Annotated in this window: 18 protein-coding genes and 1 tRNA gene; 12 read left to right on the top strand and 7 right to left on the bottom strand. The window is 56.1% G+C overall.

Features of this window, described 5'->3' with window-relative positions:
* Positions 1 to 81: 81 nt before the first annotated feature.
* The 4 genes from pgk (at position 82) to gpmI (ending at position 4067) form a co-directional block, all read left to right on the top strand.
* Positions 82 to 1380: a phosphoglycerate kinase gene (pgk, locus tag AB8996_RS06390; protein WP_369298141.1), complete on the top strand. Its 1299-nt coding sequence runs from the start codon at positions 82 to 84 to the stop codon at positions 1378 to 1380.
* A 154-nt stretch (positions 1381 to 1534) separates the two neighbouring features.
* The gene (tpiA, locus tag AB8996_RS06385; protein ID WP_369298140.1) at positions 1535 to 2305 is read left to right on the top strand and encodes a triose-phosphate isomerase; all 771 of its coding nucleotides are present in this window, start codon (positions 1535 to 1537) and stop codon (positions 2303 to 2305) included.
* A 3-nt stretch (positions 2306 to 2308) separates the two neighbouring features.
* Positions 2309 to 2611, top strand: a complete 303-nt coding sequence (locus AB8996_RS06380; RefSeq protein WP_369298139.1) for a hypothetical protein — start codon at positions 2309 to 2311, stop codon at positions 2609 to 2611.
* A complete protein-coding gene (gene gpmI, locus AB8996_RS06375; protein ID WP_369298138.1) occupies positions 2556 to 4067 on the top strand; it encodes a 2,3-bisphosphoglycerate-independent phosphoglycerate mutase in 1512 nt (503 codons plus the stop codon). The genes AB8996_RS06380 and gpmI overlap by 56 nt, the downstream gene beginning before the upstream one ends.
* A 118-nt stretch (positions 4068 to 4185) precedes the next feature.
* Here gpmI and AB8996_RS06370 read toward each other — a convergent pair whose 3' ends face one another.
* The gene (locus tag AB8996_RS06370; RefSeq protein ID WP_369298137.1) at positions 4186 to 4926 is read right to left on the bottom strand and encodes an SDR family NAD(P)-dependent oxidoreductase; all 741 of its coding nucleotides are present in this window, start codon (positions 4924 to 4926) and stop codon (positions 4186 to 4188) included.
* Positions 4927 to 5058: 132 nt separating this feature from the next.
* On the opposite strand from AB8996_RS06370, the gene AB8996_RS06365 reads away from it, so the two are divergent.
* On the top strand, positions 5059 to 5649 hold the full coding sequence (locus tag AB8996_RS06365; RefSeq protein ID WP_369298136.1) for a TetR-like C-terminal domain-containing protein: 591 nt from the start codon (positions 5059 to 5061) through the stop codon (positions 5647 to 5649).
* A 94-nt stretch (positions 5650 to 5743) separates the two neighbouring features.
* Here the strand turns inward: AB8996_RS06365 and AB8996_RS06360 are convergent, their stop codons facing one another.
* Positions 5744 to 7822: a hypothetical protein gene (locus tag AB8996_RS06360; protein WP_369298135.1), complete on the bottom strand. Its 2079-nt coding sequence runs from the start codon at positions 7820 to 7822 to the stop codon at positions 5744 to 5746.
* Positions 7812 to 8360, bottom strand: a complete 549-nt coding sequence (locus tag AB8996_RS06355; protein WP_369298134.1) for an RNA polymerase sigma factor — start codon at positions 8358 to 8360, stop codon at positions 7812 to 7814. Before AB8996_RS06355 ends, AB8996_RS06360 begins: the two co-directional genes overlap by 11 nt.
* Before the next feature lie 330 nt (positions 8361 to 8690).
* On the opposite strand from AB8996_RS06355, the gene AB8996_RS06350 reads away from it, so the two are divergent.
* On the top strand, positions 8691 to 10265 hold the full coding sequence (locus tag AB8996_RS06350; protein ID WP_369298133.1) for an ABC transporter substrate-binding protein: 1575 nt from the start codon (positions 8691 to 8693) through the stop codon (positions 10263 to 10265).
* Between the two features lie 120 nt (positions 10266 to 10385).
* Positions 10386 to 10461, top strand: a tRNA-Pro gene (locus AB8996_RS06345).
* A 204-nt stretch (positions 10462 to 10665) separates the two neighbouring features.
* Here the strand turns inward: AB8996_RS06345 and AB8996_RS06340 are convergent.
* On the bottom strand, positions 10666 to 11100 hold the full coding sequence (locus AB8996_RS06340; protein ID WP_369298132.1) for a metal-dependent transcriptional regulator: 435 nt from the start codon (positions 11098 to 11100) through the stop codon (positions 10666 to 10668).
* A gap of 128 nt (positions 11101 to 11228) precedes the next feature.
* Between AB8996_RS06340 and AB8996_RS06335 the strand changes: the two genes are divergently transcribed.
* Positions 11229 to 11531 (top strand): ferrous iron transport protein A, encoded by a 303-nt coding sequence (locus AB8996_RS06335; RefSeq protein WP_369298131.1) that lies wholly within the window; start codon positions 11229 to 11231, stop codon positions 11529 to 11531.
* Between the two features lie 9 nt (positions 11532 to 11540).
* Positions 11541 to 13700: a ferrous iron transport protein B gene (gene feoB, locus AB8996_RS06330; RefSeq protein WP_369298130.1), complete on the top strand. Its 2160-nt coding sequence runs from the start codon at positions 11541 to 11543 to the stop codon at positions 13698 to 13700.
* A 52-nt stretch (positions 13701 to 13752) separates the two neighbouring features.
* Here feoB and AB8996_RS06325 read toward each other — a convergent pair whose 3' ends face one another.
* Positions 13753 to 14187 (bottom strand): hypothetical protein, encoded by a 435-nt coding sequence (locus tag AB8996_RS06325; RefSeq protein ID WP_369298129.1) that lies wholly within the window; start codon positions 14185 to 14187, stop codon positions 13753 to 13755.
* Between the two features lie 95 nt (positions 14188 to 14282).
* Here AB8996_RS06325 and AB8996_RS06320 point away from each other — a divergent pair, with 95 nt between their 5' ends.
* The 3 genes from AB8996_RS06320 (at position 14283) to AB8996_RS06310 (ending at position 15551) form a co-directional block, all read left to right on the top strand.
* Positions 14283 to 14453, top strand: a complete 171-nt coding sequence (locus AB8996_RS06320; protein ID WP_369298128.1) for a ribbon-helix-helix protein, CopG family — start codon at positions 14283 to 14285, stop codon at positions 14451 to 14453.
* 60 nt (positions 14454 to 14513) lie between these two features.
* Positions 14514 to 14948: a hypothetical protein gene (locus tag AB8996_RS06315; protein ID WP_369298127.1), complete on the top strand. Its 435-nt coding sequence runs from the start codon at positions 14514 to 14516 to the stop codon at positions 14946 to 14948.
* Between the two features lie 138 nt (positions 14949 to 15086).
* Entirely contained in the window at positions 15087 to 15551 is a 465-nt protein-coding gene (locus AB8996_RS06310) for a TspO/MBR family protein (RefSeq protein WP_369298126.1), read from the top strand.
* A gap of 2 nt (positions 15552 to 15553) precedes the next feature.
* Here AB8996_RS06310 and AB8996_RS06305 read toward each other — a convergent pair whose 3' ends face one another.
* On the bottom strand, positions 15554 to 17524 hold the full coding sequence (locus AB8996_RS06305) for a GTP-binding protein (RefSeq protein ID WP_369298125.1): 1971 nt from the start codon (positions 17522 to 17524) through the stop codon (positions 15554 to 15556).
* Between the two features lie 128 nt (positions 17525 to 17652).
* A complete protein-coding gene (locus tag AB8996_RS06300) occupies positions 17653 to 18081 on the bottom strand; it encodes a hypothetical protein (protein WP_369298124.1) in 429 nt (142 codons plus the stop codon).
* Between the last annotated feature and the right edge of the window lie 134 nt (positions 18082 to 18215).

The raw sequence follows: 18215 nt of genomic DNA, 5'->3' as shown, positions 1-18215 counted from the left end.
CGCAGTTTGTTATACAATTGTCAGTAGAAACACCTTATGTCCCCTTATTTAGTTCAATTTTCATAAAGGAGTGTAAGCAACATGAACTATCTGAACAAGAAAACCGTCGAGGATATCGACGTCAGCGGCAAGCGCGTGCTGGTTCGCTGCGACTTCAACGTCCCCATGAAGGACGGCGCCATCACCGATACCAAACGCATCGTAGGCGCCCTGCCCACCGTAAAGTATCTGGCTGACCACGGCGCAAAGGTGATCCTCTGCTCCCACATGGGTCGTCCCCACAACATTTTGAACGACACTGTGAAGCTGGACAAGAAAGAGGCAAAGAAGATCGCCGAGCTGCCCGAGGCAGAGCAGGCTGCCGCCACGGAAAAGGCTCTGGAAGCCGCCAAGGGCGATGTGAAGAAATTCTCTCTGGCTCCCGTTGCCGCAGAGCTTGGAAAGCTGCTGGGCAAGGACGTTATCATGGCTGCCGACTGCATTGGTCCCGACGCCAAGGCAAAGGCCGCCGCTTTGAAGGACGGAGACGTGATGATCCTGGAGAATATCCGTTTCCACGCTGAGGAGACTAAAAACGACCCCGCCTTTGCCAAAGAGCTTGCCTCTATGGCTGATATCTATGTCAATGACGCGTTCGGCACAGCACACCGTGCCCATGCTTCCACCGAGGGCGTTTCCCATTATCTGCCCGCAGTGTGCGGCTATCTGATCCAGAAGGAGATCACCGTCATGGGCGGCGCCCTTCAGGATCCCAAGCGCCCCTTCGTTGCCATTCTGGGCGGCGCAAAGGTTTCCGATAAGATCGGCGTCATCGACAACCTTATCAGCAAGGTGGATACCCTGATTATCGGCGGCGGCATGGCATACACCTTCCTGAAGTCCATGGGACACCCCATTGGCACCTCCATCTGTGAAGAAGACAAGCTGGAGCTTGCCAGGGAAACCATGGCAAACGCTGAGAAGAACGGCGTGAAGTTCCTGCTGCCCGTGGACAACAAGGTTGGCAAGGAATATGACGCCAACACCGAGAGCATGGAGGTTCCCTCCGACGATATTCCCGATGGCTGGATGGGTCTGGACATCGGTCCCAAGACCATCGAGCTGTTCTCTAACGCCATCAAGGGCGCCGGGACCGTAGTTTGGAACGGACCCATGGGCGTTTCCGAGTGGGAAAACTTCGCTGCCGGCACCATCGGCGTTGCCAAGGCTGTAGCTGACAGCGGCGCGATCTCCATTATCGGCGGCGGCGATTCCGCGGCTGCTGTAGAAAAACTGGGCTTCGCCGACAAGATGACCCATATCTCCACCGGCGGCGGCGCTTCCCTGGAATTCCTGGAGGGGCTGGAGCTGCCCGGCATCGCCTGCCTGAATGAAAAGTAAGCAGCGTGACGCTGCACCCAATTCGCGCTGAAGCGAGAGATACTTTTGTCATTTCGTGCCGCGCCAGAAGCTTGACCTGATTTTGCAGGGGCGCATACGATTTACCGTGTGCGCCCTTTCTTTATTTTAGAAAACACAGAAAGGAACCAGAAACATGAACAAAGCACTGAGAAAAGCCGTGATTGCCGGCAACTGGAAAATGAACAAGACCCCCGAGGAGGCAAAGGAGCTGATCTCCGCCATTGCCCCGCTGGTAAAGGACGCGGGCTGCGATGTGATCGCCTGCACTCCCTATGTTGACCTCTGCCCCGCTCTGAAGACTGCGGAGGGCACCAATATTCAAATTGGCGCGGAGAACTGCCACTGGGAAAAGAGCGGCGCGTTCACCGGCGAAATTTCCGCCGAGATGCTCCATTCCATGGGCGTCAATATCGTGATTATCGGGCACAGCGAGCGCCGCCAGTATTTCGGTGAGACCGATCTGACCGTGCAGAAGCGTGTCCGGGCGGCTCTGGACGCCGGGCTGACTGTGATCCTCTGTGTGGGCGAGACCCTGGAGCAGCGGGAGCAGGGCATTACCGCCGAGCTGGTCGCCATGCAGACCAAGATCGCCTTGGGCGGCGTTTCTGAGGAAGAGCTGAAGCGCGTCATCATCGCCTATGAGCCCGTCTGGGCGATCGGCACCGGCAAGACCGCCACTGCCCAGCAGGCAAACGAGGTCTGCCATATCATTCGGGAAGTTATCAGCGAGCTGTACGGCAAAACCGCCGGCGACGGCATCACCATTCAGTACGGCGGCTCCATGAACGCGGGCAACGCGGCGGAGCTGCTGGCGCAGCCCGACGTGGACGGCGGTCTGATCGGCGGCGCTTCCCTGAAGCCCAACGATTTTGCCACCATCGTGAAAGCCGCTACCGAGGGATAAGCCATGGAAAATCGGTTAAGCAGACTTTCCTGCACCCTGTTGCTGATGGCAGCCATTTTCAGCGCTGCCCGGTATATTGCAGTAGCGGTTCTGACCGGGACCAATGGGCGTGATGTGTACAAAGTGTCGCTGGACATAGTAGGACCTTTCCTGCCTACTATGGCTGCTATCTGCCTGACAGGCGGTGCTGTACTGCTTATAGCCGACTCTGTACTGGTCTATAAAACAGAAAGAAATAAAGGAGAAAGCGATGAAAAAACCTCTCGTTTTGATGATTTTAGACGGCTTCGGCATTGCCCCCGATGAGGGCAACGCCATTGTCGCCGCAAAAACCCCCAATCTGGATAAAATCCTGAAGGAGAACCCGGTGACAAAGATCGGGGCTTCCGGCATGGACGTGGGTCTGCCCGATGGACAGATGGGCAACAGCGAAGTGGGACACACCAACATCGGCGCCGGGCGCATCGTGTACCAGGAGCTGACCCGCATTACCAAGTCCGCCCAGGACGGGGACATGGCAAAGAATGAGGCGCTGGTCAAGGCGATGACCTCCGCCAAAGAAAACGGCAAGGCGCTGCACCTGATGGGTCTGCTTTCCGACGGCGGCGTGCACAGCCACAACACCCACCTCTATGCCCTGCTGGAAATGGCAAAGGACATGGGGCTGACGGATATCTATGTCCACTGCTTCTTAGATGGGCGCGACGTCCCCCCCAGCAGCGGCAAGGGCTATGTGGAGGAATTGCAGGAAAAACTCAGGGAGCTGGGTGTTGGCAGGGTCGCTACCGTGATGGGGCGCTACTATGCCATGGACCGCGACAACCGCTGGGAACGGGTGGAAAAGGCATACGCCGCCATGGTGTACGGCGAGGGCGAGCACGCCCCCTGCCCTGTCTGCGCGGTGCAGGATTCCTACGACAAGGAAGTGACCGATGAATTTGTGGTGCCGGTGGTCTGCGAGGGCGCCGCCCCCATTTCCGCCGGGGATTCCGTGATCTTCTACAACTTCCGCCCCGACCGCGCCAGGGAGATCACCCGGACGCTGGTAGACCCGGACTTCTCCGGCTTTGAGCGGAAGCGCGGCTTCTTCCCCCTCACCTATGTGTGCATGACCCAGTATGACGCCACCATGCCCAACGTAGAGGTGGCGTACAAGCCGGAATCTTTGAAGAACACCTTCGGCGAGTATATTTCCAATCAGGGCATGACCCAGCTGCGTATTGCCGAGACGGAAAAATACGCCCATGTCACCTTCTTCTTTAACGGCGGCGTGGAAAAGCAGTATCCCGGTGAGGACAGGATTTTGGTGAAGTCCCCTGCCGTGGCGACCTATGACCTGCAGCCGGAGATGAGCGCCTATGAAGTGACGGACAAGATGGTAGAGGCTGTCAAGTCCGGCAAATACGACGCGCTGATCCTGAACTATGCCAACTGCGACATGGTAGGTCACACCGGCGTGTTTGAAGCCGCGGTGAAGGCTGTGGAGGCTGTGGACACCTGCGTGGGACGCGTAGTGGAAGCCGTAAAGGAAATGGGCGGCTGCGTCCTGCTGACCGCCGACCACGGCAATGCCGACAAGATGATCGACGAGGACGGCACTCCCTTTACCGCCCACACCACGAACCCCGTCCCCTTCTGCGTCATCAATCATCCCTGTGAGCTGCGGGAAGGCGGCGTTCTTGCGGATATTGCCCCCACCATGCTGAAAGTGCTGGGGCTGCCCCAGCCCGATGAGATGACGGGAAAGAGCATTATCAAATAAGAGACTGTCATTGATACGCTGTATCTGCGTTTATGACCGCCCCAAAAACTGAATCAAAAAACAGTACCCCGGTTTCATAGAACCAGGGTACTGTTTTATCAATTTTTTCCCGGAAAGATCACGGCATATAAATTCCGCCGTTGGGGGAAACATACTGTCCGGTCATGTATTTATCCTTGATAAGGAATTCCATGGCATTTGCAATATCTTCCACATCGCCGATCTTTCCCATGGGAATGGACTGAGCCAGAGCAGCTACCTCGTCCTGATTGACGCCGCGGAGCATATCCGTCCAGATCATGCCGGGGCAAATGCAGTTGAAACGGATATTCTGCTTGCCAAATTCCATTGCCAAAGCACGGGTCATGCCGATCAGACCGGCTTTGGAAGCGCAATAGTCCGCCTGATTGGCAACGCCCATCAGACCCCCGATGGAAGAGGTGTTCACCACACAGCCCCCGTTGGCTTTTACCATATAGGGAACTACAAAGTGGCACATATGGAACGCACTGATCAGGTTGGTCTCCAGCACCGCCATATAGCTTTCCCGGGGAAGCTCACAGAAAGCGGCGTTGTTTGTAATGCCCGCGTTATTTACCAGCACGTCGATCTTTTCGCCGAAAGCTTCTACCGCGGTTTTCACCAGCTTTTCACAGTCCTCATACTTGGAAACGTCTGCCTGAACGGCCAAGCCCTCCACGCCGTACTCTGTCTTCAGCTTGGCGATCACAGCTTCCGTAAGCCCTTTGGAACTGTCGGAACGGTAGTTGACGACCACATTGTAGCCCATTTCCCCCAGCTTCAGGGTCATGGCTTCCCCGATGCCGCGGGAGCCGCCGGTGATGATTGCAGTTTTCATTGGAACCTCTCCTTTGAATTGAATTTCCCGGAATTACATTTGTGACCCCGAGTTTGATAATATAGTAACACAGTCCCTGACATTTGTCCCGTTGCACTTTTTGAAAACTGTCAACCTGAGAGGAGTTTTTTTATGCCAACGGAAAGCGTCCGCATTCGCCTTGCCGAAGGTCTTTCCAATCTGCTGAAACGAAAAAACCTGCGGCACATCAGCGTTCAGGATATCACCAGAGAATGCAGTTTGACGAGGCAGGTTTTTTATCGGTATTTCCATACGCGGGACGATCTGCTGCGATGGGTCTATGGGCAGGATTTTGCAGCCGCATTTCAAGATTGCACAAACATTGTCTGGGACGAAATGATCGACCGAATGACCTTTGCTCTACAGAACCGCCGGGAATTTTATCGCCGCCTGACCCGCTGCACAGACGACAACACATTGTATCGAATCATGCGGGACTACACGGAGGGATTATACCGGCGGGTCATCTGCTTCCACACAGGAAAGGAGCCGGATCCCCTGACCGATTTCCTTCTGCGGCTGTATACCAGCGGAGGCATTGAAATGTCTATTGAGTGGGTGCGTTCAGGCATGAACAGGTCGCCGGATGAGCTGCGTGTTTGGCTGCTGGAGGGAATGCCGAAGCCTTTGCGGGACCAATTAACTGGTTTTCCTTTTCCCGTTTCCCTGGTATATGACCCTGCCCTGACGGGCTGTATCTAAAACACTGTGATATGTTTTGAGTAAAAACCGTGCTTCGTCATAGAAACGCCCCGTCCCCAGCGGCACTGCCGGGAACGGGGCGTTTTTCTCCTATTCAGCCTTGCGTATCGTCCAAAGTGCTTTCTACCGGCAGGCTGCTCTCCGGCAGCGAGGGGAAGCCCTCGGAGGTGGACGGGGGCGGCGGCGTTGGGTCGACAAATATCGTGTCCGGGTCCGGGTACGGCTCCGGCGTGGCGGAAGCGCTTCCGTCATCAGCGGCTCCCTCTGCCGGCACTTCTTTTTCCCTGTGCTCCGACATGGAGGAAACGCCGCCATCGTCTCCCATCACAGTTCCGGACAGGGGATCAATAAAGTCTCTTTTCCACAGCAGCTCTTCCTGCGTGCCGATAACGTCAAGATATGCATTGATGCTGTCCTCTGCCAAAGGATTGCAGGTAGACGCCAATATTTTCCCGGTAACAGGGTTCCGCAGCACGATCTCCAGCGAATTGTCAATGCCGCCCCAGTCCTCTGTAAGAGCCTGGGAGTCCAGGGTATAGGCGTACTGCCGCATTTGGGAAACGCCGCTGACAGCCCTGACGTCCCGCTCTCTCCCGTCCGCCTCGAACGTCTCAAATTCGCCGACAAGGCTCACGTCCAAACGTCCATACCTGCCTGCCACACGATACATGTTCTCGTCTATGACGTCTGTTGCCGCGTTCCGATAGGTGGGCAGCGTTTCCACACACTCGCTGTTGACATACAGCTCGATCTCCAGGGGCAGGTCCGCATTCAGGTCGCTGACAGCCAGCAGATGCAGCGCCATTTCGCTGTCAAAGCCCAGCCCCCCTATGTTGGAAATCCCCCACCCGGCAGCCAGAATATGCTGGTCGAACCGCAGCCCGGCTTCCATCACGGTCGCATAGCGGGAAAGCGGCACGAACCAGGACTGGTCGCTGAACTGCCCCAGAGAAGACCCGGTCTCGTAAACCGTTCCGCTGTCAAGGTAGATGGTAAATTCCGACAGCACAACAGGGAACGACATTTCCCCATTCACATACACATAGGGTTGGTTCGGGTCGTGGTCAAACACGATGACGGTAACCTGGGAGGTGTCCTCCGGGAGAGGGGCAAAGGTACATTCTTTCCCCACCCTGGCTCCCAATTCCCGGGTGTCTCCTGTCTGCCCACCCTGATACAGGCATTCCAGCCCTGCATCGTCCTCCGCCGTCCTGATATATACATAAGGCTCCGCCTGGTTCATGGCAGGGTAGCTGAGATTGAGGGCAAACTCGCTCTCGTTGCTGGTATAGCCCAGCAGCGTAATGCCGTTTGACGTGAAAAGCCCTTCCTCGCCCAGCTCGTAGGAAGTATCACAGCCCAGCTCAAAGGGCGCGCTGGTCACGGAAGTGGAAAGGCAGATGTCCGGGTCGGCATAGGGGTCCTGTCTCTGCCCGGAGGTGATGCCCAGCAATCGGTCGATGGACACGGTGGCGGTCACCCTTTCCCCTGTCTGCGCGTCGATTTTGGGATACTCGGGAAGAACGGAGATCACCTTTCCCTCAAACGCCGGCTTTCCCGCTACTTTTTCAAACACAGGGTCGCGGTACAGCATGGCGGGCGTACCGTTTACACTGACGCTGATGCCGTATTCGTCGGTAAGGCTGGTAAAAAGCTGCTCCGTCCTGGGGCAGGTATCCTCCGAAAATTCCAGCCGGACAGTCTGGAACAGGTAATTTCCTTTCTGCACGGCGCTTTCGATCATGACCGTATATGCCGTCTCTTTCGGGAACACCGGCGTAGACAGCGCGGACTGTCCCGCACCGGGCTGGCTCCGAAGGGCTCCCAGTGAGGGCAGCCGGAGCAGCGCCAGAGAGACCAGGCAGATTGCCGCCGCAGCCAGGGCAAATTTCGCAATGGTCTTCGGGACGCTGCGGCGATGGATCACCGGCTCAAGATATACCACGTTTTCCGAAGCCCCGGCGCCGTTTGCGTCAGGCTTCGCGTGTTTCCCGTGATTTCCTTTCTTAAAATGCGCGCCTTCATAGACCTCTGCTTTTTGAGCGGAGGCTTTCTTTTCGGGGAGCATGGCAAGGATCTCGTCAAATTTCAATTCCGCCTGTATGGTCAGCTTAGGATAGGGAAGCTCCTGTTCCAGCCGACGCACCATTTTTCTATCTCGCTTATTCTTCATAGCGCACCTCAGTTTCATATTGCTGTTTGAACCGCTTTCTGCTCCGGGTCAGGCGCATTCGCACCGCTTCCGGCTTTACGGAAAGCACCTGCGCGATCTCCCGGACGGACATATCTTCAAAATAAAACAGCTGCAGCACGAGCCGGTCGTCCTTGGAAAGCTGCTCCATGGCGTTTTGCACGTCCAGGGACGTGTCTCGCTCCAAATACGCCACGCTCTGCCCGGCGGCTTCCATGTCTTCCGTGGGCGTTTCCCGCTTTCTGCCCCGAAGCTGGGCAAAGCAGCAGTTCACCAGGATCCGGGTCATCCACGTTTTGAACACCCGCGGGTCCCGCAGGGTATCCAGCTTTTCCCAAAGTATTAAAATGGTATCCTGTATGGCGTCCATGGCGTCGTCCTCATTGCGGGAAACCGCCATTGCCGTGGCGTACATGGTCTGCCGAAACAGATTGACAAGCGTTACAAACGCCTGCTTTTCCCCTTTCGCAGCGCTTTTCACCAGCGCTGTCACCTGTCCGTTGTCCAAAATAGTGCTCACCTCCCCTTTTCCCTTACCCTATAGAGTTTTCACCCTGAGAAAAAGCAACCGCTCAGGGAAATATTTTTGAAAAAATTTTTTCTGTTGCCTTTTTCCGCCCCATTCGCTCTATTTTGACGAAGCTTCTCCCAAAAGTATACTCTCTCCCTTTTCCCGGCGCAAGGCTCTCCCGTTCTTTCCCTTATTTTCCCAGCGCGGCAGAAAGCTGCCGTATCTTTACAAAAATTTTATATCTTTAATTTCCGCAGAAGAAATAAACTCCCTGAGCCGCTGTGTATACTCGGTGTAATGAGAATGTTTTTGTCATTCCAAGGAGAAGGAGGGCACCCTATGAAACGGCTGATTGCTTTGCTGCTGGCAGCCCTGTTCCTGCTGCCCCTTGCCGGGTGCGGTGGCAAGGCGGATATGGATTTTACCGCGGTCCTTCCCCAGAACGTGACCTCCCTCGACCCCCAGACCGCCTCCGACAGCGCTTCCAATGCTGTCATCGGTTCTATTTTTGAGGGGCTGTGCCGCATAAATGAGCGCAACGAAATAAAGCCCGGCGTCGCGGACCGCTGGGAGCACAACAAGGACTATACCGAATTTACCTTTCACCTGCGCTCTGCCAGGTGGAGCGATGGCTCGGCAGTGACGGCGGAGGACTTCCTGTTCGGCATTCTGCGGGCACTGCGCCCGGAGACCAGCACAGCTGTGCCGGACGACCTGTTCCTCATTCGGAACGCCCGCGCGGTAAACGCCGGGGAAGCTGAGGAAAGCGCCCTGGGCGTCACTGTGAAAAATCACAGGACGCTGATATTTCAGCTGGAATCCAGCTATCCCGATTTCCCCGCGCTGACCGCCGGGAACCACTATTTCCCCTGTAATCAGGAATTTTTTGAGGAATGCGCCGGGCATTACGGCTTTTCCCCGGAATATCTGCTGACGAACGGTCCCTTTACCTTTCCCCACATTTACGCCTGGAACACGGATTACAACGAGAAAAGCATCAGCCTGGAGCGCTCCAGCACTTACCGCGGCGACCGAAAAGTGGTTCCGGCTTCCCTCACCTATCTCATCGACTATGACGGCAGCATTGACAGCGACCCCATTGCCGCCCTGAAAAACGGGACAGTGGATATTTTGCCGCTGTCTGAAACGGACGCGAAAGCAGCGGAGGAACAGAAGCTGTCCGTGCTGGCGCTGGAAGACGCGGTCGCCGGGCTGCTGCTGAACCCGCAGTCGGAGGCTTTGAGCTATGTGGGAATGCGGGAACTGTTTTTCAAAACATTGGACAGGGAAACGCTGCTTGCCCCTTACGACAGCGAGGAGCAAGCCGTGGGCGTTATGCCAAGCTGCGTCTTATGGGACGGGAAAGCCTATTATTCCGCGGGTGAAAGCCGCTATCCCGCCCAGAATGACGAGATCGTCCAGACCATCCCCTCCCTGCTGCAGCTGCTTCGGCTGGAAAAGCTGCCCAGCATTACCGTATTGTGCCCGGACGATGAAGCGTCCATCGCGTTGACAAACGGATTTCTGGCGTCCTGGAACAGCAAACTGGGGAGCGCCTTCAATATTCTTCCCCTGCCGGAAAGCGAGCTGAACAGCCGTATCGCGCAGGGAGACTATGAAGCCGCCCTGTACACCTTCCGCGCCGGCGGCGTGACCCCCTACAATGTGCTGAAGGCTTTTGACAGCTCCGCTTCTCCTCTGCTGCTGAAAAATGAGAGCTATGACGCCGCCCTGCACAGTACCGGCTTTGACAGGGAAGCCCTGCGCACCATGGAGCTGACCCTGCAGGAGCAGCAGGTATTCTATCCCCTGCTGAAAAAGAAGACCTATTATGCTTTGTCCGCCAAATCCAGCGGCATTACAGTGTCCGCAAATCAACGGATCAGCTTTGTCTCGGCAAGGAAGGGGAAATAGGTTGATTTCATCAGGCATGATATTTCAGTCTTAATTATGCTGCTGAAAGAAAAAACTTTTTCGAAAAAGAAAAAAGTACTTGCAATTTTCGGAGATATCCTCTATAATAGTGTACGTTGTCCGGGTGTGGCGCAGCTGGTAGCGCGCTTGACTGGGGGTCAAGAGGCCGTGAGTTCAAGTCTCGCCACTCGGACCAAAAGCAGCGGCATGACCTAGTAGGTCATGCCGCTGCTTTTGTATTCGGTTGCAAGATAGGAGTTTTCGCAGAAAACTCCGGCAAAGCTGCCAAGCGCAGCGCGGCAGCTTTGTTGCCACATCGGACTCAAATCGGCAATTTTTTCTCACAGGTAAGCGCTGTGAAATTCTATTTCTGCCATATCTGATTATAAGTTGGGAATAGTCATCTCCCTTTCCCATACTCCTGTATTTCCCCCAAAAACCTCTCGATGCTCTCTACGGTTCGGGGGGAGAGGAAATGCTCTATCTTTTCCGATTCCTCCAATTCGTCGGAGGTCTGGTTTATCAGGCAGAGAAGTCGGTTTATCAGATCATGGCGGTGCAGGAGGTATTCCCCCATGCGCTTTCCAAGCTCCGTCAGGGTGATGTAGCCGTACCTGGGGAATTCTATCAGCTCCTGGGCGCGGAGGTTCCCCGCCATTTTCGAGGCGGAGGGCGGCTTGACATGGAGGGAATGCGCCAGCGTGGAAACGCGCACAGTCCCGCTCTGTTCCGACAGGCGGTAGATCATTTCCAGATAGTCCTCCATTGACGACGTCAAAAGCCCGTGCTCTATCAGGGCGTAGCCCTTCATCGTATAAAATCCGTCTTTTTTCATAGCCGCTGCCTCCGTCACATTCTCTTCCGCCGGGCGCACAGCCCGTTCACCCTTTTTGCGCTTGCCGAATATAGTGGAAATGAGAAAACTTTCCTTCTCCTAACTTTTATTCGGGAGCGTGCTGTGATATGAACTGCAAACCGCAATTGAGCGAATTACAGCCGGGTCAGACGGCTGTTATCAGAAATTTGTCCGCCGAGGGCGCCATGCGCCGCAGGCTGCAGGATATGGGTATGATCGAGGGGACGCAGGTAGAATGCATCGGCAGAAGCCCGCTGGGGGACCCTGCCGCCTATCTGGTCCGGGGCGCGGTGGTCGCCCTGCGGAAAAGCGACGCCGGAAGCATTGCTATAGAGCGCGCGGAAGCGGCTCCGGCTGTCTGTCCGTTTCGGTCCCACGCCACCGTTCCGCTGGGAACGGCGGGACGCTAGGAGGCTCCCATGGGGCTTTCCAAGGATTCAACGGGAGCCGGCGCCATCGGAGAGGAGCTTGTGATCCACCGGCAGAAGGACAGCGACAGGGTGATCGCGTTGGCAGGAAACCCCAACGTGGGAAAAAGCACGGTGTTCAATGAGCTGACGGGAATGCACCAGCACACCGGGAACTGGCCCGGAAAAACCGTCTCTAACGCCCAGGGCTGCTGCACCGTTCACGGACAGGGGTATGTTTTAGTGGACCTGCCGGGGTGCTATTCCCTGCTGGCGCATTCCGCCGAGGAAGAAGCCGCCCGGGACTTTTTCTGTTTCGGCGGAGCGGACGCGGCGGTGGTGGTCTGTGACGCCACCTGCCTGGAACGGAACCTGAACCTTGTGCTGCAGGCGCTGGAAATCACCGGGCGCACAGTGGTATGTGTAAACCTTTTGGACGAGGCAAAGCACAAGGGCGTAAAGGTGAATTTGGAAAAGCTGTCCAGTCTATTAGGCGTGCCCGTGGTGGGCACCGCCGCCCGGAGCGGAAAAGGGCTTACCGAGCTGATGGCGCAGGTGAAAACCGTTTCGGAATGGGACGGCAAGAAGCTGAGCAGGGAGCCGCTCATTACCTATCCGGAGTATCTGGAAGCCGCTGTGGGACGGCTGCTTCCGGCAGCAGAAAAATTTTGCGATGGGAAGCTTCCCGCCCGGTGGCTGGCACTGCGGCTTTTAGAACACAGCGACAAGGGATTGGAGCTGGGGCTGGAAAAGAAATTTGGCAAATCCCCTTGGGAAGAACAGGAAATCGCCGCTGTGCTGGCAGACATCCGGGCAGAATTTGCAGAAGCTGGCATTTCGCCGGAAAAATTACAGGACGACATCGTTTCCTCCATCGTCCTGCGGGCAGAGCAATTGGCAAACGATGTGGTGGTCGTGGGAAACGGCGGGTACAGCCCGCGGGACAGAAGGCTGGACAAAATCTTCACCAGCAAAGCAACGGGCTTTCCCATTCTTTTCCTGCTGTTCCTCTTCATCTTCTGGCTGACCATCACCGGGGCTAACTACCCCTCTGAGCTGCTGAGCACCGGGCTGTTCTGGCTGGGGGACAGAATACGGGAACTGCTGCTGGCTATCCATACCCCGACCTGGCTCTGCGGGCTTTTTGTAGACGGCATGTACAAAACGCTGGCATGGGTGGTTTCCGTCATGCTGCCGCCCATGGCGATCTTCTTCCCCCTCTTTACCCTGCTGGAAGACCTGGGCTATCTGCCCAGAGTGGCGTTTAACCTGGACTACTGCTTCCAGAAATGCGGCGCCTGCGGGAAGCAGTCGCTGACCACGCTGATGGGCTTTGGCTGTAACGCCGCCGGGGTGGTGGGCTGCCGGATCATCGACTCGCCCAGAGAGCGCCTGATCGCCATTTTGACCAACAATTTTGTACCCTGCAACGGCAGGCTGCCCATGCTCATTTCCATCATCACCATGTTCTTTATTTCCACCAGCGGCGGCTTCGGCGGCTCTACATTGTCCGCGCTGCTGCTGATGGCGGTAATTCTGTTAGGGCTGGGCATGACCTTCGGCGTGTCGAAGCTGCTGTCCGTCACGGTGCTGAAGGGTATCCCCTCCTCCTTTGCGCTGGAGCTTCCTCCCTACCGGCGGCCGCAGGTGGGGAAAATCCTGGTGCGCTCCATTTTTGACCGCACGCTGTTCGTGCTGGGTCGGGCGGCGGCGGTAGCCGCCCCTGCCGGGCTGCTCATCTGGATTCTGGCAAATGTTTCTCTGGGCGGCACGACGCTGCTTGCCCACTTATCCGGGTTTCTCGACCCGGTCGCCCGTTTATTCGGGCTGGACGGTGTGATTCTGCTGGCGTTTCTTCTGGGGCTGCCCGCCAATGAGATCGTGATACCCATTGTCATCATGGCATATCTCTCCCAGGGCAGTCTGGTAGATATGACAGATTTGAACGCTCTCCACGCGCTGCTGGTGGATCACGGCTGGACCTGGGTGACCGCCCTCTGCACCATGCTGTTTTCCCTGATGCACTGGCCCTGTTCCACTACCTGCATGACGATCTACAAGGAAACAAAAAGCCTGAAATGGACCGCCGCCGCATTTTTGATCCCCACGGTCTGCGGGCTGGGGATCTGCTTTATCATTGCCACAGTGGCGCGGCTGTGCGGCGCTGTCTGAGAAAAATACAGCTGGGAGAAAGCCCTGCCCCTGACAGGAGCAGGGCTTTCTTTTATGCTTTTTTCAGGAAAATGATCATTTTCTGACTGTAGGGCGGAGTAAAGCTCAAACAGCCCTCCGACAGCTCCAGTAAACGGTACTGGCTTTTGCGGTCCGGGCGGAACAGCTCCACATAGCGCCCGTCAAATTGATAGGTCAGGATCACTTCCCCGCCCTCCGCGTCCGGGAAATCTGCCCGCACATTTCCTCCCCCGCTGAAAAGGAAGGAAAGGGAATTCCAATGGGCAAAAGCGCCGTTATCTATGGTCTCCAGCTCCTCCGGCTTGACGGCGGCGCCGTGGATCTGATATTCCCAAACGACCCAGCGCCCAGCAAGAGGGTCAGCAGGCTCCGAAGCAGCCGATATACATAGCGCCGCCAGAACAGCCAGCACCAAAATTACTGCAAGAAGCAGCACCCCCATTTCGGAGGGTTCCCACCCCGACATCTTTTCACTTCCTTTTGTATTCTATTTTTGATATCTAATACAGAATATAGCTCTAGCATATCAGAAAAGATACAATTTATCAAGGGGGTGTGAACATGGAAAAGTTTATTCCAAAAAAATTTGAAAAAGAAGTAATTTCCATGCGTATCTCTACGGAGACACTGGCGGAAATCGACAGGAAGGCGGCACAGACAGGAATATCCCGGAACGAATTTATCAATCAGTGCATTGCCTTTGCCCTTGCCAACATGGAAGAAAAAGCCTGAAATAAAATTTCCCGCTTTGGGGATACTGTTAAAAACACAGTGCGAAAGGAGCGGGAACACATGGTGGAAGAAGATACCGTCAAGCTATTGCAGGAATGCAACGCGGGCATTAAAATGGGCGTCACGTCCATCGACGAGGTACTTCCCAAGGTGAAAAGCAGCGAAATGCGGGAAAAGCTGGAGCGCTGCCGAAAGAAGCACGGCGAGCTGGGAGACGACACCCACACCCTGCTGAAGGAATACGGCGACAGCGGGAAACGGCTCAATCCCATGGCGCGGACCATGTCCTGGATGAAAACCAACGTCAGGCTTTCCATGGACGAAAAGGACGAAACCGTCGCCGACCTTATCACCGACGGCTGCAACATGGGGGTGAAATCCCTAAGCCGCTATCTCAACGAGTACCCGGCGGCGGACGAACGCTCGAAAGACATTGCCAAACGGCTGATCAGCCTGGAGGAAAAGCTGGTAGAGGATATGCGCGACTATCTCTAACGCCTATCTACGTAAAGCGCCCCCGCTCTCTGAAAATGGAGAGCGGGGGCGCTGCCGTATTATTTTGGAAATTTGATGCATACTTTATGGTAGCCATACGGTATGAATTTGATTCCCTGTCGGAAAGGAAAAACTTTTATGATACGATGGAAAGCGCTTTTAATCAATCTTTTTCTGCCGCTCACTGTGGGCGGGATTTCCGCTTTTCTCACGTCCGATTCCATGGAAGTTTACGGGACCCTTCGCCAGCCCCCTCTTTCCCCGCCGGGCTGGCTTTTCCCCATTGTGTGGAGCATTCTTTTCCTTTTGATGGGCATTGCCGCTTACCTTGTCTGGGTACGGGACAGCACAGGGCGAAACGGAGCGCTGCTGTTTTACGGCTTGCAGCTTGCCATGAACTTCGGCTGGACACTGGTATTTTTCAATTTGCAAAATTACGGGCTGGCGCTTTTGTGGCTCATCGTGCTGTGGGTGCTGATCCTGATTACCACGGTCCGCTTTTTCAAGGAAAACAAGGCGGCTGGCTGGCTCATGCTGCCCTATCTGCTTTGGGTGACCTTTGCCGGATATCTGAATGCCGGGGTATGGCTTTTGAACCTCTGAGGTCACTGGCTGAGCGCCGAGCGGGACGCCAGAATAAATTTGGAACGGTCCAGGGGGTCAACGCCGATCCGGGCGCGGTCGCGCCCCATGCCCTCCGGGCAGTCGTCATAATGGGAGAAACGGGAGCCGTACACCCCGGTCCCGGCAGTGCAGGCGGCAAATTCCACCGGGATATCCATAGCTTCCGCCGCGGGGAGCCGGGCGGTCAGCCGGAATTTCCCCTCCTGCACCTCCGGCGTGTCGAAGGCTGCCCGGTGGGCGACCAGCAAACTGACGGTTTTGCCCAGATACTCCTCGGGCGCGGAAAATTCCGCCTGCAGGATAGGCTCCAGAAGCTTGGTGCCCACATTGCGGAGACCGTCCATAATGCCCATGGGAGTCGCCACAAAGAAATCCAGCGGGTGGGTGTGCACATTGTGGGATTCGCCGTCGATGAGCGTCACCTTCAAATCCGTCACCTGCCAGCCGTGCAGCCCCTGTGCCAAGGCTCTGGGGACCGCCGTTTCCACGTGGGTCTGGTAGCGGTAGGGCAAGCGGTTGGGAGACACCTTACATTCGTACTGGAACCCCGCCCCTCTGGGCAGGGGCTCTATCAGGAAGCGCACCACCGCCCAGCAGGGTTTCGGCATCGTATAAGCGTCGAAGCCCTCCCCCGCTTTCACCGGGGTCTCCCGGTAGATGACCGAGGGCTCTTCCAGTGTGACGGAAAGCCCCCAGCGCTCCAAAAGCAGGGACTGCAGGACCTCCGCCTGTATTTTTCCCGTCAGGCGCACCCATATCTCCCGCTTTTCCCGGTTCCATTCGCAGTGCAGCGCGGGGTCTTCCTCCTCCAGCTGGAACAGCACCTCCGTCAGGCGGGGAAGCTGCTCCGGGTCCGCGGGCTGGACGCGGCAGAGCATGAGGGGCTCCGCCAGCCGGTATTCCCGCAAACCGGGCAGAGCGGTGCCAAGTAAATCTCCCGCGCGGACAGAGGACAAGCCGTACACCACGGCGATATCGTTGGCGCTTACAGCGTCGGTATCCTCTGTCCTGCGCCCTTCCACCCGGCGCAGCTGGGTGATTTTTTCTTCCGGCGCATTTTCCTGCGCCCCCCCGTTTTGCAGCACGGGAACGGTCTGCCGGGTTTGGAGGGAGCCGGAGAACAGCCGTACATAAGCGGCTTTCCCCAGGGCGTCGTCCCGCTCTACCTTGTACACCCGGGCGCAGAGGGTTTCCCCCAGGGGCGTGGTTTCCCGCAAAAACGAGCAGAGGGCGGTAAGCAGTTCCGGCACGCCCAACCCGCATTTTGACGCGCCGCACACTGCCGGAAGCAGCTCTGCGGCGCTGATTTTTTGAGAAAGCGTTTCCCGCAAAAGCCCGGATATTTCTTCGCCGGACAGGAATTTTTCCAGCAGCGCGTTGTCCTCACAGGCAAGAACGGCGCTTTCCGTCCACGCGGGATCGGCAAACCCCAGGGAAGCGATCTTCACGCCGCTTTCCCCCTCCCCTGCGGCACTGCACAGCGGCAGGCAGGGCAGCCCGGCTTCCCGCTCCACCTGGGACAGTGCGGCTTGCCAGTTACTGCCCGCCCTGTCCAGCTTATTCAAAAAGAGGAAGCAGGGCAGTTTGGCGCGGCGGAAAGCTTCCAGCAGCATTCTGGTCTGGGGCTGGACGCCCTCTACGGAGGAGATCACCAGCACGGCGGCGTCCAATACGGAAAGGGAACGCTCCACCTCGCTGAGAAAATCGGCGTGACCGGGGGTGTCGATCAGATTGAGCCTGACGTCGTTCCACAGGACGGACGCACAGGCGGTACGCACGGAAATACCCCGGCGGCGTTCGATCTCCATGGTGTCAGTGCTGGCGGTTCCATCGTCCACGCTGCCGGCGGAGCGGATCGCCCCGGTCTGATATAAAATCTGCTCTGTCAGGGTGGTCTTGCCCGCGTCGGCATGGGCAACGATTCCCAAATTGATGGTTTTTCTATGAGACATGATGAGACCTCTCTTGGAAAAATAAGAAAGAGCGGACAGCCCGCACAGCGAAAGCTAATCATCGGGCTTTTCATCGGCTTTCTGCAAAACTCCGTCCTTCAAAATATAATGCGCATCATAGAGCGGCGCTAATTTTTGCACAGATTTATGCGCGATATACATTTCAGAATGTCGACAGCACCCAGAATATAGCTTTCGGCAATATTGGGAACGTCGTTGTTGATGAAGGAGATCATCTCCGATTTCCGATCGGCATGTACAAAGGATCCCATGGAAAACGCGGCATAAAGCTTTTTCCGCATTTGGGATTTCTGCCGTATTTTCAGGCTTTCGCCCATATACTGGTCGAGCTGTGCGAAAATGATCCTGACAACACTGGCAGATAAAAAAAGAAAAAAGGCTGTTCCGCTATGTGCAAAATCCGAAGTGACGGCAGTGATCAGATTCCCGGAAAGAAGCGGCGTGCTTACGCTGAGGGCGGAAAACAGCAGCCCCACGAACAGCGTTAAAAGAAAAAACAGAGCATTCTTTCCAAGTATCCTAAAAAATCGTTTCATTTTCTCCCCCATGCCTTCTCTTTTCATGACATCGGTTTTTCCGCTGTCATTATATCACCTTCCCAGCCAAAAGAAAAGTTGAAAAGTTCTATAGACTATGCTAAAATAATAGACAAATTCCTGCCGGCGGCGGA

Origin of the sequence: uncultured Neglectibacter sp. (assembly GCA_937958185.1) — a bacterium.
Taxonomy (GTDB): domain Bacteria; phylum Bacillota; class Clostridia; order Oscillospirales; family Acutalibacteraceae; genus Acutalibacter.
This window is presented reverse-complemented; position numbering and strand designations above follow the sequence as displayed.